This is a genomic window from Wolbachia endosymbiont (group A) of Cydia splendana (genome assembly GCF_947179475.1).
In the GTDB taxonomy this organism is placed as follows: Bacteria; Pseudomonadota; Alphaproteobacteria; order Rickettsiales; family Anaplasmataceae; genus Wolbachia; species Wolbachia pipientis.
The window spans coordinates 516238-533183 of sequence record NZ_CAMXBP010000001.1 but is presented as its reverse complement, the minus strand read 5'-3'; the positions used below and the strand labels follow the sequence as shown (position 1 = coordinate 533183).

14 protein-coding genes, 1 tRNA gene and 4 pseudogenes are annotated in these 16946 nt (G+C 34.7%); 12 read left to right on the top strand and 7 right to left on the bottom strand.

Annotated elements, in window-relative coordinates:
• Positions 1 to 110: 110 nt before the first annotated feature.
• Positions 111 to 830, bottom strand: a complete 720-nt coding sequence (locus OM961_RS02575; protein ID WP_264339304.1) for a hypothetical protein — start codon at positions 828 to 830, stop codon at positions 111 to 113.
• A gap of 233 nt (positions 831 to 1063) precedes the next feature.
• Here OM961_RS02575 and OM961_RS02570 point away from each other — a divergent pair, with 233 nt between their 5' ends.
• Positions 1064 to 1849, top strand: a complete 786-nt coding sequence (locus OM961_RS02570) for an enoyl-ACP reductase FabI (RefSeq protein WP_182309896.1) — start codon at positions 1064 to 1066, stop codon at positions 1847 to 1849.
• 16 nt (positions 1850 to 1865) lie between these two features.
• Here the strand turns inward: OM961_RS02570 and secD are convergent, their stop codons facing one another.
• The gene (secD, locus tag OM961_RS02565; protein WP_458694006.1) at positions 1866 to 3308 is read right to left on the bottom strand and encodes a protein translocase subunit SecD; all 1443 of its coding nucleotides are present in this window, start codon (positions 3306 to 3308) and stop codon (positions 1866 to 1868) included.
• Between secD and OM961_RS02560 the strand changes: the two genes are divergently transcribed.
• The gene (locus OM961_RS02560; protein ID WP_039964338.1) at positions 3208 to 3489 is read left to right on the top strand and encodes a hypothetical protein; all 282 of its coding nucleotides are present in this window, start codon (positions 3208 to 3210) and stop codon (positions 3487 to 3489) included. The two genes, secD and OM961_RS02560, sit on opposite strands and share 101 nt — an antisense overlap.
• 46 nt (positions 3490 to 3535) lie before the next feature.
• Here the strand turns inward: OM961_RS02560 and OM961_RS07570 are convergent.
• The 3 genes and pseudogenes from OM961_RS07570 to rsmA form a co-directional block, all read right to left on the bottom strand.
• A pseudogene (locus OM961_RS07570) lies at positions 3536 to 4515 on the bottom strand (IS3 family transposase).
• Positions 4516 to 4578: 63 nt separating this feature from the next.
• Positions 4579 to 6072 (bottom strand): IMP dehydrogenase, encoded by a 1494-nt coding sequence (guaB, locus tag OM961_RS02545; RefSeq protein WP_264339303.1) that lies wholly within the window; start codon positions 6070 to 6072, stop codon positions 4579 to 4581.
• Positions 6073 to 6188: 116 nt separating this feature from the next.
• On the bottom strand, positions 6189 to 7001 hold the full coding sequence (gene rsmA, locus OM961_RS02540; protein WP_264339302.1) for a 16S rRNA (adenine(1518)-N(6)/adenine(1519)-N(6))-dimethyltransferase RsmA: 813 nt from the start codon (positions 6999 to 7001) through the stop codon (positions 6189 to 6191).
• 78 nt (positions 7002 to 7079) lie between these two features.
• Between rsmA and OM961_RS02535 the strand changes: the two genes are divergently transcribed.
• Together OM961_RS02535 and OM961_RS02530 are read left to right on the top strand one after the other, a co-directional pair.
• Positions 7080 to 7152 (top strand) — tRNA-Thr (locus tag OM961_RS02535).
• A 24-nt stretch (positions 7153 to 7176) separates the two neighbouring features.
• Positions 7177 to 7905: a triosephosphate isomerase gene (locus tag OM961_RS02530; protein ID WP_264339301.1), complete on the top strand. Its 729-nt coding sequence runs from the start codon at positions 7177 to 7179 to the stop codon at positions 7903 to 7905.
• Between the two features lie 74 nt (positions 7906 to 7979).
• On the opposite strand, the gene dprA is transcribed toward OM961_RS02530, so the two are convergent.
• Complete coding sequence (gene dprA / locus OM961_RS02525) at positions 7980 to 9068, bottom strand: DNA-processing protein DprA (RefSeq protein WP_264339300.1); 1089 nt, start codon at positions 9066 to 9068, stop codon at positions 7980 to 7982.
• A gap of 61 nt (positions 9069 to 9129) precedes the next feature.
• Between dprA and OM961_RS02520 the strand changes: the two genes are divergently transcribed.
• On the top strand, positions 9130 to 9504 hold the full coding sequence (locus OM961_RS02520) for a ferredoxin family protein (RefSeq protein ID WP_264339299.1): 375 nt from the start codon (positions 9130 to 9132) through the stop codon (positions 9502 to 9504).
• A gap of 162 nt (positions 9505 to 9666) precedes the next feature.
• Here the strand turns inward: OM961_RS02520 and OM961_RS02515 are convergent, their stop codons facing one another.
• Complete coding sequence (locus OM961_RS02515; RefSeq protein WP_264339298.1) at positions 9667 to 9795, bottom strand: hypothetical protein; 129 nt, start codon at positions 9793 to 9795, stop codon at positions 9667 to 9669.
• Positions 9796 to 9868: 73 nt separating this feature from the next.
• Here OM961_RS02515 and OM961_RS07565 point away from each other — a divergent pair.
• From OM961_RS07565 to OM961_RS02470, 7 genes and pseudogenes are all read left to right on the top strand, one after another.
• A pseudogene (locus OM961_RS07565) lies at positions 9869 to 10809 on the top strand (IS5 family transposase).
• Positions 10810 to 11079: 270 nt separating this feature from the next.
• Positions 11080 to 12025: pseudogene (locus tag OM961_RS02495) on the top strand (D-alanine--D-alanine ligase).
• A complete protein-coding gene (locus OM961_RS02490; RefSeq protein WP_264339297.1) occupies positions 12006 to 12764 on the top strand; it encodes a cell division protein FtsQ/DivIB in 759 nt (252 codons plus the stop codon). The pseudogene OM961_RS02495 and the gene OM961_RS02490 overlap by 20 nt, the downstream one beginning before the upstream one ends.
• An 834-nt stretch (positions 12765 to 13598) precedes the next feature.
• Positions 13599 to 14705, top strand: a complete 1107-nt coding sequence (locus tag OM961_RS02485; RefSeq protein WP_010082605.1) for a D-alanyl-D-alanine carboxypeptidase family protein — start codon at positions 13599 to 13601, stop codon at positions 14703 to 14705.
• A gap of 99 nt (positions 14706 to 14804) precedes the next feature.
• Positions 14805 to 15119, top strand: a complete 315-nt coding sequence (locus OM961_RS02480; RefSeq protein ID WP_182309621.1) for a DMT family transporter — start codon at positions 14805 to 14807, stop codon at positions 15117 to 15119.
• Between the two features lie 15 nt (positions 15120 to 15134).
• The gene (locus OM961_RS02475; RefSeq protein WP_006279756.1) at positions 15135 to 15479 is read left to right on the top strand and encodes a DMT family transporter; all 345 of its coding nucleotides are present in this window, start codon (positions 15135 to 15137) and stop codon (positions 15477 to 15479) included.
• A gap of 266 nt (positions 15480 to 15745) precedes the next feature.
• Positions 15746 to 16881: pseudogene (locus OM961_RS02470) on the top strand (transposase).
• Positions 16882 to 16946 lie beyond the last annotated feature (65 nt).

The following is a 16946-nucleotide window of genomic DNA, read 5'->3' as shown; positions in this document are numbered from 1 at the left end:
CTGCTTATTAATGGCAGAATGTATACGATTAATTATTTTATAGCTCTTTTTACAATAATCCGAACAGACCGTAATATGCTACTGGCCTGCTATAGCCATAAACACATATCTTATCGCATTCGGACTATTATAAGAAAGGCTATAGATGTACTTTTTACATCGCAGTTAATCAAAACAAAAAGCACTTTATTCTCATCAATATACCCTAGAAAATCATCACTACGGCAATTTTTATAAAAATGTTCTATGATAACTTTCAGTGCATCATTTGTCTCGCTACAGCTACTATTTAAGCCAATTATTCCTATAGCTGCATTAATTTGATGTTGAAAGGCGAAATTCAATATAACGTATAACTCTAGAATAGTGGACTCATTGCCCGGTATATCGAATAAGTCATGGTTTTTATATTTCTTACCCATTAGATATTCATCTCTAAAGATTCCTAATTTATGGGACAAACTGATATCACGTATTAACAGCTCATAATTTATTTTATTACTGGCAAATTGTGCAGTGCGGAAAACTTTTACTTTTGTCCTGATATCTTCTCCTTTAGCATCAGTTAAGGAAAAATCTATCACTTTAGGTAATATATCAAGTAAATCGTGCCCATTTTCGGTATACTCTAAATAATTCTTCATGTCGTCAGCTGCTCTTGCACTTAAAATATTGATTAACGGCTTATTAAGTAAATTCCCTTCCTCGTATTTTAACAAATTCCTTGCGGCTTGATTGAGCCCTAAAATTAACACGTTTTTTTTCTTATTATCCTGACAAACAGATACCACAGCATCATCTTTTCTTCTTGCAGTTATGAAATCATCCATACTTTCATTCTATACAGCGTATTTATAAGTATAATAAGATTATATTAAGATTTACTTACTTATTGATATGCTTAATTAGCTATAGACAAAATGTCATACGGGATGGCTTTGTTGTAGAAGAATCAAGATTACTGTTTATAGACTTCAAGTTACTGCAAAAAATATTTTAAAACATAGTGATATCTTGACTTTACCTAGTTAATATTCCAAATTATAAAAAAACAGATAGTTCTATGACGACAAGTCTATTACAAGGCAAAAAGGGATTAATAACCGGAATAATAAATAAGAGATCAATAGCATACGGTATAGCAAAAACTCTCTCAGAGCACGGAGCAGAACTTGCAATCACCTACCAGAATGAAATAATAAAAGAAAAACTATCACCAATAGCAGATGAACTAAATGTGGAGCTAATATTACACTGCGACGTTTCAAATGAAAAAATCATAGATAACGCTTTCGAAATAATAGAGAAAAAATGGGGTACTCTTGACTTTTTGGTGCATGCAATAGCATTCTCCGATAAAAATGAGTTAGATGGTAAATATGTCAATACTTCACTGGATAACTTCCTCAATGCAATGCATATATCGTGCTATTCTTTCACTGCTTTAGCACAAAGAGCTGAAAAAATGATGTCAGGTGGTGGTAGTTTGCTTACTTTATCTTATTATGGCGCTGAAAAAGTTATGCCAAATTATAACGTTATGGGTTTATGTAAAGCAGCACTTGAAGCAAGTGTAAAATATATAGCATGTGATCTCGGGCCACAAAATATCAGAGTAAATGCAATTTCCGCTGGTCCAATCAGAACTTTAGCATCTTCTGGAATAAGCGATTTTCACTTCATATCAGAATGGAATAGAAATAATTCTCCGCTCAGACGCAATGTTACAATAGAGGATGTTGGCAAGGCAGCGCTATACTTATTAAGCGATTTAAGTAGTGGCACTACTGGAGAAATTTTGCACGTCGATTCAGGATATAACGTTGTGGGAATGAAGGTGGTTGACTGAGATCTAAATCCTTAATTCAAAGCGCTAGTTCCTTCGGGTTCATACACAACTCTATCAGGAGTTTTGTGACTGTGATTGCAGAAAACATCGAACATAAAATTCCTATTGATAAAGTGACAGAAAAGCCTCTAATTGCTCCGCTGCCAATAATGAACATTATTCCTGCAGCAATTAATGTAGTGATATTTGAATCCAGTATTGTCTTTATAGCGTTTTTAAACCCTTCTTCAATAGCACGTTCCACTCTCTTGCCAGATTTTATTTCCTCACGAATTCGCTCAAATATTAAAACATTTGCATCCACCGCCATACCGACAGTGAGTGCAATACCGGCAATTCCAGGTAAAGTTAGAGTTGCTTCAAGCAGAGTGAGAATTGATAATATAAGAACTACATTAGAAAAAAGTGCAACAGAGGCCAATACACCTAATTTGCCGTAAGTGATGATTATAAATAAAGCCACGGCTATAATAGAGATTGTTGCTGCCATTTCCCCTGCCTTTATTGATTCTTCTCCAAGACTTGGGCCAATGTTTTTTTCTTCAATTATTTTAAGTGGTGCTGGCAGTGCTCCAGATTTTAAAAGTATTGCAAGTTCGCTTGCTTGTTTTTCAGTGAAATTACCGCTAATTTCTCCCTCTCCATTTAAAATTGGCTCACGTATTGTAGGTACTGTTAAGACTGTGTTATCCAGAACAATTGCAAAAGGTTTTCCCACATTTTCTTTAGTGATTTTTGCGAATCTTTTACTCGCTATGCTGTCAAATTTAAAATGCACTGTTGGTTTACCTAAGTGACCAAATCTAACTGATGCGTTAACCAGCGAATCACCACCTATTTCAGTTTTGCGGAATATTGGATAAGAATTACCTAAAGAATCCTTGAGCATGACAGTGGTTTCATGGTCTATATCCTGCACCTTGGCTATGTTAGTGTTTGCCAAATGAAAAGCTAGCTTAGCAGTTTTGCCAAGCAGAGATTTTATCTGCTTGGTATCTTCTACTCCAGGCACCTGCACTAATATTTTATTCTGCCCTTGTTTTTGAACGCTGACTTCCTTTGTGCCAAGTTTGTCCAAACGGCGCTGGACATTGTTTATTGATTCTGCAGCTACTTCACTGATCAAAGAATTTTTATAATGGGGTTTATACGAAATGAGAATTGAAGAATCTTTTCTATTTAGCTCTAAATTTGGATTTATCGCATTAATCAACACAGATGCTTTTTTATAATCATCAATATTATTTAAAGTTATAACGCTATTTTGTACGTTAGATTCAATATTTTTTGTTAGCAATGTCTCTTTTATTTCGTTAGCTAGCATGCTTAGCTTTTCCTTAAAATAGAAGTCTAAGTCTATGTTTAAAAGCAAAGATGCCCCTCCTTTCAGGTCAAGGCCTAAGTTTATTCTTTTTTTCGAAATAAAAAGCTTATTATCAAAGAAATTTGGCAGTGTTATGTATAAAGCAAATAAACAGATGCATAATACTGAAAAAGATTTGACTATAAGTCTGTTATACATAAGTTGTAGGTTTAAAATTGTAATAATTGATTGTAAGTTAAAAATAGATTTTTGTAAAATTCTCTATTTGACCTTACCCAGAAAAAGTAGAGAGAAAGTTAAGACGTTTTTATCATGAGAATAAATTGTGCAGGAATGCAATAGTTAATAGTAGAATGTCTACGTTATTTGTTATAAAAGATTTCTATGTATTCAAATATGGCAGTTCTGGTTTGTTGAGCGAGAAGTATCAATAAGCAGCTCCCTTTTAAGTGAACTTTTCTGCAACAGAGTTATCGTAACAACAGCCCTTATGGCTCATGCTGGAAATGATGTTTTTTGTATTCAATAGAAATTGGTAATTTTGAGAGGTATACTGTGACCCTTGATCGCTATGTAACAGCAGATTTTTATCGGGTTTGCGTTTATCAACGGCCATCAATAAAGAATCTATAACTAATTATCATGTTACTCATTAACCACCATGCGTGAATATAGGTCAATTATTGCCGCCAACAACCTTCTTTAGTTTTTATGTAGGTAATCCCAAACTTTATTTGGCTGATCAGTAGTAAAATTTTGATCCAATGTGTTCGGAGCCACAACTCGGTTGCTTATTTGCTGTTTTTTATTTTTGAACCTTCGTCTAAACTTGGCTTTAATGCCATTTTCTTGCATAACACTTTGTACTGTTTTAATTTTTGCCTAAAGCTTTTAATTCAGCGTGAATTTTAGGGGCTCCATATCTGCATTTAGAAGCTTGATGTATTTTTTGAATATCTGCTAGAAGCCCTTCTTTTGCTAATTCTTTACTGCTTTTTTCCTTAGCAACCCATACCACCAGTACAAAACCCTACATAGTTCCTGTGTTTTATAGCAATTTCTATATAAAAGAATACTTTACTCTTTTTCTTTGCCCAGGGCTTTTTTTAAGATGTCTCTTTCTCTTATTAGCTCTTTTTTAGATCAAATCTTTCTTTGTCATAAGGAGCCTTTGCCTGGAAATGCGTATGCTCCAGACATTTTTCCATCATATTTTCTTACTTAACATACTACCATCTATACCTAGATCTTTTGCTATTTTTGTACTTGCTTGACCTGTTTCTTTAACCAGCTTAACAGCTTCTAATTTGAATTCTGCTGTATATTCTCTTCTATTTGTCATATTTTGAAAAAACGTTTTATTTTACTCCAAAAACGTTTTAACTTTCTCTCTACTTTTTCTGGACTACTCCGAATCAGTTGACAAATTGGACGTTTGATAAGCATAATTTGGAGCTTCTTGTGTAATGACTATATCATGAGCGTGACTCTCTCTTAATCCTGATGCAGTAATAGTAACAAATTTACAATTTTTTTTCATCTCTTCTATATTCCTATTACCAGTATACCCCATTGCAGCTTGCAATCCGCCAATCAATTGATGGATTACTCCTGAAGCTGGACCTTTGAATGGAACTCTTCCTTCCACTCCTTGTGGAACTAATTTGAGTTTTGAATCTTTATCTTGAAAATAACGGCTAGCTGAACCTCGTTTCATTGCACTAATAGATCCCATTCCTCGATAGCCTTTATATGCTCTGCCCTTATACATAATAATCTCACCTGGGCTTTCGTCAGTGCCAGCAAAAATCGAACCAATCATCACAGAGTCAGCACCAGCTGCAATAGCTTTTGCAACATCTCCTGAGTATTTTACCCCACCATCAGCAATTAGTCTGACGTTTCTTGCTCTACACGCCTCTGCAACATTCTTGATTGCAGAGAATTGTGGCACACCAACACCTGTAACTATTCTGGTTGTACAGATTGATCCTGGTCCTATTCCAACCTTCACTGCATCAACACCCGCATCAATCAACGCTTCAGCAGCCTCCTTTGTTGCAATGTTTCCGCCAATTAATTGCGTATTAGGATACATCTTTTTTATTTCCCTAATGGTATTGATAACGTTTTCGGAATGACCGTGAGCAGTATCCACAACAACTACATCAACTTCTTCTCCGATCAAAGCTTCACATCTTTCTATACCATCTTTTTTACCAGTGCCAATTGCAGCGGCAACTCTTAGCCGCCCTTTACTGTCTTTACATGAATTTGGGTATCTATTGTATTTTTCAATGTCTTTAACCGTAATTAAACCTATACAACAAGAATTTTCATCTACGACCAAAAGCTTTTCTATTCTATTTTCATGCAACAATTTCATTGCTGAGGCACTATTCACTCCCTGCTCCCGCACTGTCACTAACTTATCTTTTGTCATCACTTCGGAAACTTTTACATTCATGTTCTGGTCTTCAATAAATCTCACATCTCGGTTAGTTAAAATTCCAACTAACTTGCGTTGATCGACTACAGGAATGCCAGAATAATTGTGCTCTCTCATTAATGAAATTGCTTCCGCAACTGTTTTATCCGGTGAAATCGTAATTGGGTTATACACGATCCAACTTTCATATTTTTTCACCCTTCTTACTTCTAAAACTTGTTCATCTATTGATAAATTCTTATGTATGCAACCTATCCCTCCATGTTGGGCAATAGCTATTGCAAAGTCCGATTCAGTAACAGTATCCATTGCAGAGGATATGAGAGGGATATTTAGTTCTATACTATTTGTTAAATAAGTTTTTGTATCTGCATCGCAAGGCAATATATTAGAATAGGCTGGCAAAAGAAGTATATCGTCAAACGAATAACAAGCTTCCATTTTTTTCATAGGCTTTATTTAAAGCTTATACGCCAATTAATTAAATTGCAATAGGCAAAATTAGCTAGGAGCGTTTAATTGTATAGCTCTAACTGTTTTTAGGAGATAGAAAAGCTATATGGTTGCTAATACATTTTATTGCAAAATAAGCATTCTACATTATTTGCCAGCAAACAAAACTGCTCAATAGTTAAGTTTTCTGGACGCTGGTTTCCGCTCAATTTAGCGTTTTCAAGGACAGTTTCAGCGTGGTTCGTTATATTTTGCAAGCTATTTCTCAGCATCTTTCTTCTTTGAGCAAAAACAGCACGTGTTAATTTTATTAAGGTTTCCAAGTTTACTACAAACTTTGGGGTAGGCAAAGGATTTACTGTAATTACTGAAGAATGTATTTTTGGTCTTGGAAAAAACTCTTTAGGTTCAATATCAAATTCCTTTTTTATATCACATAGTAACTGGCTTAGCACTGATAAGGAACCATAATCTTTAGAATTGGGTCTTGCCGTAATGCGATCTGCTACCTCTTTTTGAAACATTAATGTCAAGTTCGTAAAAAATTTTATATTATTTAACCACTTTAAAAATAACACTACCGAGATATTGTAAGGCAAGTTAGCAATAACTTTAACTGGGCGCTCTATCAGCTCTTCTTCTGTAACATGCAGTGCATCCGCTTCTATAATTCTATACTTTCCTTGATGCTCATTTAGCAGTTGGTCATGGTGTTTTACTAAATCTCTATCTTTTTCTATAGAAAGTAGAGACTTTGGATTATGCACCAATATTTCTCTTGTTAATGCACCATATCCAGGACCAATTTCAATGACATTAAAATTTTCCAGACTACCAGCTAAAGCGACGATTTTTTTTGTTATCTCACTCGATAAAATAAAATTTTGCCCTAGACTCTTTTTTGGCTTCAGTAAAAATTTTTTCATATTATTTTCATTATACAGTATTTTAAAAATTAGTTGACGAAAATTCATTGATAATTGTATATTATTAATGTGTTTAACGCCGGCTTAGCTCAATTGGTAGAGCAACTGACTTGTAATCAGTAGGTTGTCAGTTCAAGTCCGACAGCCGGCACTCTCACTCATATAAGTAAAGTTGATGTCCTTTTTAATAGTAGCAAATTGGAAAATGAATGGAATGCGTTCTTCATTTGTTGACTTTATAGGCAAACTTAACGACAAGAGCAACGAAATTACCTCTAAATTAGTAATTTGCCCTCCTTTTACGTCATTTCCAAGCAGTATAGAGTTGAACAATAATATTAATATAGGAGCACAGAATTGCCATCAGAAAAAGTCCGGTTCTTACACAGGTGAAATTAGCGCAGAAATGTTAAAAGAACTAGGGTGTACTTACGTAATACTGGGGCATTCTGAAAGGGCTAATGAAAAAGATAGTGAAATAAAACTTAAGTCCAAAACATCAATAGAATTAGGCTTACACCCAATGATCTGTGTAGGTGAAAATTCAGAAGATTATAAAAGTGGAAAAACAAATGAGGTAATAGAATATCAATGTAAAAACCGTTTGCCAACACATGGTAAATATACCGTAGCATATGAGCCAATATGGGCAATAGGTACAGGTCATATGCCAAATAATGATGCAATTACTGAGGTGATAGAGGTAATAAAATTGTGTACTGGTAAAAAACACATTATATATGGTGGTTCAGTTAGTTCAGAAAATATAGAAAATTTGTTAAATATTTCAAATTTATCAGGAGTTTTAATTGGCAGTGCAAGCTTAGATTTCGATCACTTTTATAAAATTATACAACAAGTTGAAAAAAAGTTTTCTCTTATCAATTCTAAAATCAGCAACTAAGAATCCTATGATAAATGTCATCATTCCAGTGTCAAGCATATATCTGTACGAACATCTAGTATAGCTAAAGTAATCTAGAAAATTAACGATATTTTATTCCCCGGTGAACGCTCTATTTTGTTTTCCAACTCTAGTTCCAAAAGAGCCATTAGAGCTATGTTGGTAGAAAGTCCGCTTGCTAATATAAGTTCATCTATATCAACAGGTACAGAGTTAATATGATCAACTATAACAGATTTTGCCTGTTGTAATTTTTCTTGTTTTTGGTTAACAAAATGGTGCTCAACATCAAATAGGTTTTTTTGCTGCGGAGGTAAACTAAACCTAATACTCTCTATTATGTCATCAGCGGATTCGATAAGCTTAGCACCGTTTTTAATTAAATAATTACTACCACTACAGCGTGAATCTAAAGGGAAACCAGAAACTGCAAACACCTCTCTCCCTTGATTTAAAGCAAAATCTGCTGTTATTAGAGAGCCAGAACGTTTCGATGCTTCAATCACTGCAACACCCAGCGATAGACCAGATATAATTCGATTCCTCTGAGGAAAATATTGAGGCTTTGGTTTAGTAGCAAATGGAAGCTCAGTAATTACTAACCCACCGTTCCCAGTGATTTTTTTGTATAGATCAAAATTCTCTTTTGGATACACCACATCAATTCCGCTTGCTGTAACAGCAATAGTGGGATGATTTTTGTATATTACACTGTTTGCTGCAGTATCGATTCCTTTTGCAAGTCCAGAAACAATAACAAAACCAGCTTCGCTTAAATCAAGTGCCAACTTATTGGCAAAATTTCTTCCATTCATTGAAGAGTTACGCCCACCGATTATTGCAATTATCTCACGGCTTAATAATGATATATCACCAAGCGCAGTTATTACAGGAGGACAACTAGAGATATTTCTTAAAAGATCAGGGTAATCTGGGTCACATGCGGGTATAATTTTAGCTCCAATTCTTTCTGCATTATTGATTTCTTCTCGTGCATCTTGAATGCCATACACCTTATTATTAGCCACCCTATTGAGATATTTCAACACCTCATCTAGCGATCCATGTGTTCTTAGTATACTAAAAAACTTTATTGGTCCTATAGTTCTAGCCAAGCTTAACCATACTTCTAATTCTTTGTTGTTCAATTTATTTATCTTCATAAAAGACTTGAATTTCTTATCAATTTAGTGTACCCAAGATAATACAAATATACAGTGTTTTATGACGCATTTTGTTACAGACAAATGCATAAAATGTAAATATACAGACTGCGTGGAAGTATGTCCCGTTGACTGCTTCTATGAAGGCAAAAACATGCTCGTGATTAACCCAGATGAATGTATTGATTGCGGAGTGTGCATACCTGAGTGTCCAGTAGATGCAATTGTAACTGATGATTCCATAAAAGATATTTTAGAACTAGATGAAGAGTTGCTGAGCAGCGAACAAAAAACTTTCAAGTTATTTTACGATATAAATGTAGAATACTCACAAAAGTGGCCAAATATCACAGCTAAAAAGCAACCCCTCTATACTGCAGAAGGGTATAAGGAAAAAAAGGATAAAACAGCTTATTTTGACGAAAATTTAGAGTAATATTAACAAAGAAAAAGATCAGACTCCTTGCATAACCATATGAAAAACTAGCAACTCACTCTTTTTTGTCATTCCAACGCGTGACGCACAATCGTACGAACATTGCAATTTGCAGGTGGCAGATGGTGTCATGCAAGTAGCTCTCCTTTGTCATCCGAGCCCCTATGATGTCATTCCAGTGCTCTGACTACTTGGATCCAGAAAAAAAGATGATGTCATCCAAGTAGCTGACACTGGTTCCTTTATGACGGTGTCATCCCAGTGCTTGACACTGGGATGGCTTTGTTGCATAGCAACTGAAAAAATCTGGTGGCTACTGACAAAATTCATTATAAAATAGCCATTTAACCTTGAAAGAAAAAATATGCCACAAAAAATGAGGGTCAGTAACCATAGCGAATATAACAAATTTCTAGAAAAAAGAGGAAATATTTTTCATTATATCAACGAAGCCATAGAAAAGTGGTACGAGAATGGTCCAAAAATACCAGGTGGCAACAATATTTATAGCGATAAAGTTGTAATTTTGGTGCACATAATAACTTGTTTATTTAGAATAGGCCTGAGGCAAACAGTTGGGTTTATAGCAGGATACCTTGAGCAAATTGGGAAAAATTTGCAAGTTATCAGCTATTCACAATCATCAAGAAGGTTTAAGAAACTCAATATTAAGAGCAATGATTGCAGAAAATAATATGGAAGATATCGAAATTGCTATAGACAGTACAGGAATTAGTATATACAACAACACTCCTGGTCATAGCAAAGAAAATAGCGAAGATAGAAAGTATCGCAGCTATGAACAGACAAGAAAATTGCATGTAATGTTGAATACAAACAGCAAAAAAGCCATAGCTGTAAAATACAGTAACGGCTGATCACTATGGAGCTTGTGATTTGCTAAAAGAAGTCGATTTTCAGTATGTCATAAAAGTACTATATGCAGATAGGGCATATGACAGAGAAAAGCTCTATAAGCTGTGTAATCAATATGGTATAAAAACGAAAATTCCTCCGAAAAACAACGCAGCAGAGCATCCAAAGTTAGACTATATGGCTGAGAGAAATGCTGCAATTAGACTAATAAAATCATGCAGCGAAGATGGAATGAAGAGGTGGAAAAGGCAAACAAACTACGGAAAAAGATCTTATATAGAAAGTTTTTTCTCGCGACTGAAACAAACATTCGGGTTTAGTTTTAGGAATAAATCTGAGACAAATAGAGAGAAGGAACTACTTGTTAAATGCTATTTGCTCAATAAGTTCACTGATATTGGTATGGCTAAATTTGAGATAGCTTCATAAATTTATTGTGCGTTACCTACTATCCGAAGAGCGATGCAACAAAGCCCACTGGGATCCAGGAATTTTATTAAGTATAAAAGTAGCCGTTTTATGTTAAAATACAACGTTTTGATGATTATGAAAAAGCTGGATTTCAGACTGGAATGACACCACCTGCAAATTGCAATGTCTGTACAGTTGTGCATAGGATAGAGCTATAGAATTTTTCAAAGCGTTTTTTCTATTGAAGATAAGAGCATCTTTTATATATGCTATATAGTAAAACATAGAATGCCCATGATTCCAACTATAGCAATTTTAAGTGGTGGGTTTTCTTGTGAGAGAGAAGTATCGCTTATGAGTGGAAAAGCAGTAAAAAAGGCGCTTGATAGCCTTTCATATAATGCAATAGAAATAGATGTTGACAGCAACATTGCTGAAAAGCTTAAAAAAATTAATCCCCACCTTGCTTTTATCGCTCTGCATGGACCTTATGGTGAAGATGGCTGCATTCAAGGTTTACTGGAGATTTTAGGTATAAAATATACACACTCAGGAGTTATGGCTTCTGCTGTTGCTATGAATAAAGTGATGTCAAAGCATATATTTCGATCCCTTAGTATCGACACTCCAAAAGGTTATGTAATTAGCCGAGAAGATGTACTAAAAAATAATATTAAAATCGATTATCCGTACGTCTTAAAACCAATTAACGAAGGTTCAAGTATTGGAGTGCACATAATTTTCTCGCACGAGGATTACTTAGAACTGAAAGATAACAGTTCTACTATAATGGAAAAGATGATTATAGAAGAATACATTCCAGGTGTAGAGTTACATACTGCTGTATTGCTAAATGAAGCAATTGGCACTATAGAAATACGACCAAAAAATAAATTCTATGATTATGAAGCAAAGTATACAGATGGATTTGCAGAACATATATTTCCTGCTGAAATTCCTGACAATATATATAAAATGACCTTGGAACATGCACTGAAAATTCATCAATTTTTAGGATGCAAAACTATTTCCCGCTCAGATTTCCGTTATAATCCCAAAAATAACACTTTAAAAATGCTTGAGATTAATACACATCCTGGCTTTACTGAGTTATCATTAGTGCCAGAAATTGCAAAATTGGCAAAAGGAATCAATTTTAATGAATTAGTTAAAATTATTATTGAAGCAGCACAAAAATATTAGGGATTTAAGTCATGTTGAGCAATGTTACTAGAAGCCAAAGGAGTTTTTTGCGCAAGTGTGCCTTGGTTATTATCACAGCACTTTTTCTTACACTAATACTCTACAGCTCACTTGATAAAATAATAAATCGATTTAATTACTACTTTACTTGGTATAATGACTGCCTATCCAGTTTATTACTCAGTAGTGGATTTTCAATCGACGAAGTAGTTGTGAGCGGCAATAAATTTACAAACAAAAAGGATATTCTAAGTTTGACAGATAGAACGCAACCTATCCTGTATATATCACTTTCAAAACTTGCCGGTAACATACAATCCGTAAGCAGATGGATAAAATACGTAAGAGTTCACAGAATTTTACCTAATACCCTACACATTAATATAGATGAACATAAACCGTTTGCTCTCTGGAAAGACAATAACAAGACCTCGGTAATTGATTTCGAAGGCAAAGTGATCGTAGATGACTATCCAGTAGATGATCTTGTTGTAATTACAGGACAAAACTCGTTATCAAACCTAGAATTTGTTAAAGATGTGTTAGAGAGTAAAACTCAATTAAGTGACCACATTTCCTCTTTTGCTTATATAGGGAATAGAAGATGGAATATCATATTTGATAACGGTTCCACAGTGAAACTGCCTGAAGATAATCCTTATAGTGCATGGGACTATTTAAACCACTTGCAAAATACAACTGATTTTACTTTCAGCGATTGGAGTATCATTGATATGCGTATTACTGATAAAATTTTTGTGAAGAGGTGATCTGCTGTAATCCAAGTAGCCCCTTTTCCTGTCATCCCAGTGCCCAGACACTGGAATCCCGCCGCGAACCGTCATACCGCGATTCATTCGCGGTATCTCTTAACATAGATCCCTTATTTAACCGCCATACCTTAACATAGATCCCGCTAACAAGTAGCGGGATGACGAGGTTATCGTCATATCACCGCGAACCGTCATACCGTCACGAACCGTCATACCGCGATTCATTCGCGGTATCTCAGCCGCTAACAAGAGATCCCGCTAACACGTAGCGGGATGACGATTGTCGTTTAGCCACAAATATTTAAGAAATTTACCAAACGAAAAAAAAGGCAAAAGAAGCCCCGTGGTTGGCTAATTACTTACATTATACTTTCAAGTATGGCGTTTTTTTATTCTAAACACTTAATAACCGCGATTTAGCTACTTTTTAATGCAACTAACCTTTAGTCATAAATGTTTAAGAAATTTACTAAACAGAAAAAAAGGCAAAAGAAACCCTAGGGTAGCTAGTTATTCACTATCCATTTTTTAAGTTGGCGTTTTTTTATGTTTTAAATGCTTTATAAGCGCATTTTAGCTTATATTAGGTAAAAACCTAGAAATTTTATAAAGACATAAGGTGCACATAGTGCAAAAAATTAAACATGAGACGCCAGATACGTGAGTTTTTTTGTCATTTAATCTGTACAGAGAAGATAAATAAATAGCTTCAGTTTCATGATAAGGGGGGCTGGCGAGGTTTGTCAAGGAATTTTTATGCAAGAGATCTATTGAAATGCCCCTGTAAAATTATACTATTAATTAGTACACTATAAATTTAAAATTATAGATATGTTAAGCAGATTGGTAATTTTGCTATTAGTTTTTATACTTCCTTTTTCTTCATACTCATACCAGTTTAGAACCAAAGCAAAGCAAGCAGTAGTCTTAGATTTAGCTTCAGACTCATTCATTTTTGACCATAATTCTGATGAAAAAATGGCCCCATCTTCAATGAGCAAGCTAATGACTTTATATATAGCCTTCGATTATCTAAAAGCTGGAATAATACACATGGAGGATAAATTTCGAGTAAGTAGAAAAGCGTGGGAAAGGAGAGGCTCTTCTATGTTTTTGAAAGAAGGTCAATCCGTTACGGTGAGGGAATTACTTGAAGGAATTACAATAGTCTCAGGCAATGATGCCTGCATAACACTAGCCGAGGGCATTGCAGGATCAGAAGAGAATTTTGTGGCTGAAATGAATGAAGTTGCACAAAATTTGAATCTGAATGACAGTCATTTTGTCAACTCAAGCGGGTGGCCAGATGAAGATCATTTTATGAACGCAAAAGACTTGGTAATGCTGGCAAAAAGGATTTTCACCGATTTTCCTGAATATTATGATTTATTTTCCGAACAATATTTGACATATAATGAAATTGTACAAAAGAATAAAAATCTTCTACTTTTTCACGATATTGGGGTTGATGGCTTAAAAACCGGTTATACAAATGCTGGTGGTTACGGCATTGTAGCATCTGCAAAACGAAATGATAGGAGAATTTTTGCTGTCGTAAATGGTTTAAACACTGAGAAAGAGCGAATAGAAGAAGCAAAAAGATTGATACAATATTCCTTAAATCATTTTAACACTAAGAAAATATTCGTTAAAGACAGCGTAGTTGAGGAAGTAAATGTTCTCTATGGAAAAGATAGAAAAGTGCCTATTACAGTTGCAAACGATGTTACCATAACTTACAACCGCAAATTGCATGACCAAATTAAGGTGCGTATTGAATATAAAGATATGATACCTGCACCCATTAAAAAAGGTCAAGAAGTGGGCAAAGTTTTTGTAGAAATACCAGGTATTGAGCAACAAACTACACCACTTTATGCAGCAAATGACGTGCAGGAATTGAATTTCGTAGAAAAGTTTTTTAGGATGTTGTTTTAAGTTTGATATTAAAGCAATTCCGAAAGAGAGATCTATTGCACTTTAGTGTAGTTTTAACTAACAATTTCTGTTACAATACAAGATTGAAATGTTACGAAAATGTGCTGGGTATATTTATTGCTATCTAGTATCCTAGAGATACTGTGGGCTGTAACACTAAAGTTTAGTAACAGTTTTACTAAAGTTGTGCCTTCGATTGCAACATTGGTAATTATGATCATTAGCATTTATTTTTTATCTCTTGCAGCATGCTTTCTACCTATTAGAGTATGCTATGCAGTTTCCTCTGGAATATGCACAATTGGAATAACTATAATTGGTGCAACCACTTTCACAGAGAATATTAATTTATCTCAAGTTTTATGTATCGTTTTAATTGTAATAGGAACCATAGGGCTAAAGCTCTCTATTTAAACCTAAAGTTTATGCATGAATTGGATATATTTACTCTTATCGTCACTAATTGAAGTGTTCTGGGTCATAACACTTAAGCATAGTTATGGATTTACTCATCTCGTACCATCAATAATTAGCATACTCTCCATGGCTCTTAGTACATATTTACTTTCGCTCGCTACACGTTCTATACCTATCGGAGTATGCTATGCAATTTGGACTGGAGTGGGCGCTATAGGAGCTTCGATACTTGGAGTTTACCTATTTGATGAACCAGTTAATTTATTCGAAGTAATATGCTTTATTTTAGTTACATTCGGGATTATAGGATTAAAATTGTTTGATACTGCAAAACAAACTGTTGATAAAATGGAATAAAAGATCCCACTGGGATGAAAGAAGCAGATACTCCATATTGTCATGCAAATTGGAATCCAGACTTTTTTCTATATAGCATGGTGAAGACGGGAAACCGTAACCGTTCACACAATGGCGTCAACTTAAGGAAAAATGTCAGAGATTGTGTATAAAATTTCTCTCCAAATTTTTTATCATTAAATTATCCAAAGAGTGCAAGGGACAGCACTTTTGTTTCTGTTTTATTTCAACAAAGAAGTCTAAAATGTGTCCTTTTTAGGTGAAATATGCAAAAAGGAAAAAACCTTATTCTACAAATTAAAAATATAATATACTCGAAAACTTTTCAGAAAATCCATTGTGTTGAGTTTTACACGAACAAGCTTTTTCGACAGTATTTTCTATGATTTTAAAGTTAGTTAAAAAAAGTTTGGGAATAGAATGTGAACTTATGGAGCCATTGACATGTACCCTCAAAGCAAGCTTTTTCTAAAGCAAGGTATAAGATTTGCCATACAGGCTTTCAAGAATTTAAGCATCCAAACAGCCTATCAGGATGAACCTGAGTTGGAGAGGCTATAGACTTATTGCAGCAGATGGTTCTGGTATGAGATTACCCAGCTCTGGGGAAATTGTATCCGAGTTTGAACCAAATGGAACAACAGGCACCATTGGCAATTTGTTTGTTGATTTGTGTACTTCGCTGATTTGTAGTGCTCGTCTTGCAGCTTGGAATATAGGTGAACAAACGTTGGCGGCAGAGCAATTACCCGAAGTTATCACTCAAATGCGTTTATTAAATCAAGAGAAATTATTATTTATCTATGATCGTCTTCAGTAAAATTCATTCAGCAGCATTATGATTTGGAAGTAGATTTTATTTTTCGCTTGCAAAAAAGAAATTATAGTAAGCTATGGGAACGCTGGCGAATTAGATTTTGATTTTATATTAGAAAATGAAAAGCTAAAAAATAAAATGAAAGGACAGAAAGTAAGAGTTATAGTGCTGACATTAGCCAACTGAGAAACAGAGTTTTTGACCGAGACTTTGGAGCAAAGCTTATGTGTTAAGGTGGCACATAGAGGAGTGCTATAAACGACTCAAAGTAGGAGCAGAGTTAGAGAATTTTTCTGGAGAGGCTGTATTACAAGAATTTTGGGCAAACTTGGTCATGTGCAATATATTATCGCTTCATATATGTGATGCACAAGGGCCTTGGAACCCAGATCAAATTACTGAGTATCGTTTAAATTTTTCAGTTTTATTTGGTGTAATGAGGCAGAAACTCTATCAGGTACTTATTGCGCCAAAAAACTTTCAAGCCCTTTTTAAGTATACGCGCTAAAGTTAAAATCCGACCGGGACAGCCGCAATAAAGTAGATAAGCCTAAACGCCATCATGTCTTTAGGAGAGTTTGCTAATGAAAGTTCTTAAGTTGACGCCATTGGCTGAACGGATACGATTTATTTCAGTGCATGAGCTGGTC

Coding starts and splice junctions, on each gene's coding strand:
- OM961_RS02575 (WP_264339304.1), bottom strand. CDS start 830: ATGGATGATTTCATAACTGCAAGAAGAAAAGATGATGCTGTGGTATCT.
- OM961_RS02570 (WP_182309896.1), top strand. CDS start 1,064: ATGACGACAAGTCTATTACAAGGCAAAAAGGGATTAATAACCGGAATA.
- OM961_RS02560 (WP_039964338.1), top strand. CDS start 3,208: ATGTTTAAAAGCAAAGATGCCCCTCCTTTCAGGTCAAGGCCTAAGTTT.
- guaB (WP_264339303.1), bottom strand. CDS start 6,072: ATGAAAAAAATGGAAGCTTGTTATTCGTTTGACGATATACTTCTTTTG.
- rsmA (WP_264339302.1), bottom strand. CDS start 7,001: ATGAAAAAATTTTTACTGAAGCCAAAAAAGAGTCTAGGGCAAAATTTT.
- OM961_RS02530 (WP_264339301.1), top strand. CDS start 7,177: ATGTCCTTTTTAATAGTAGCAAATTGGAAAATGAATGGAATGCGTTCT.
- dprA (WP_264339300.1), bottom strand. CDS start 9,068: ATGAAGATAAATAAATTGAACAACAAAGAATTAGAAGTATGGTTAAGC.
- OM961_RS02520 (WP_264339299.1), top strand. CDS start 9,130: ATGACGCATTTTGTTACAGACAAATGCATAAAATGTAAATATACAGAC.
- OM961_RS02515 (WP_264339298.1), bottom strand. CDS start 9,795: ATGCAACAAAGCCATCCCAGTGTCAAGCACTGGGATGACACCGTCATA.
- OM961_RS02490 (WP_264339297.1), top strand. CDS start 12,006: ATGTTGAGCAATGTTACTAGAAGCCAAAGGAGTTTTTTGCGCAAGTGT.
- OM961_RS02485 (WP_010082605.1), top strand. CDS start 13,599: ATGTTAAGCAGATTGGTAATTTTGCTATTAGTTTTTATACTTCCTTTT.
- OM961_RS02480 (WP_182309621.1), top strand. CDS start 14,805: ATGTGCTGGGTATATTTATTGCTATCTAGTATCCTAGAGATACTGTGG.
- OM961_RS02475 (WP_006279756.1), top strand. CDS start 15,135: ATGAATTGGATATATTTACTCTTATCGTCACTAATTGAAGTGTTCTGG.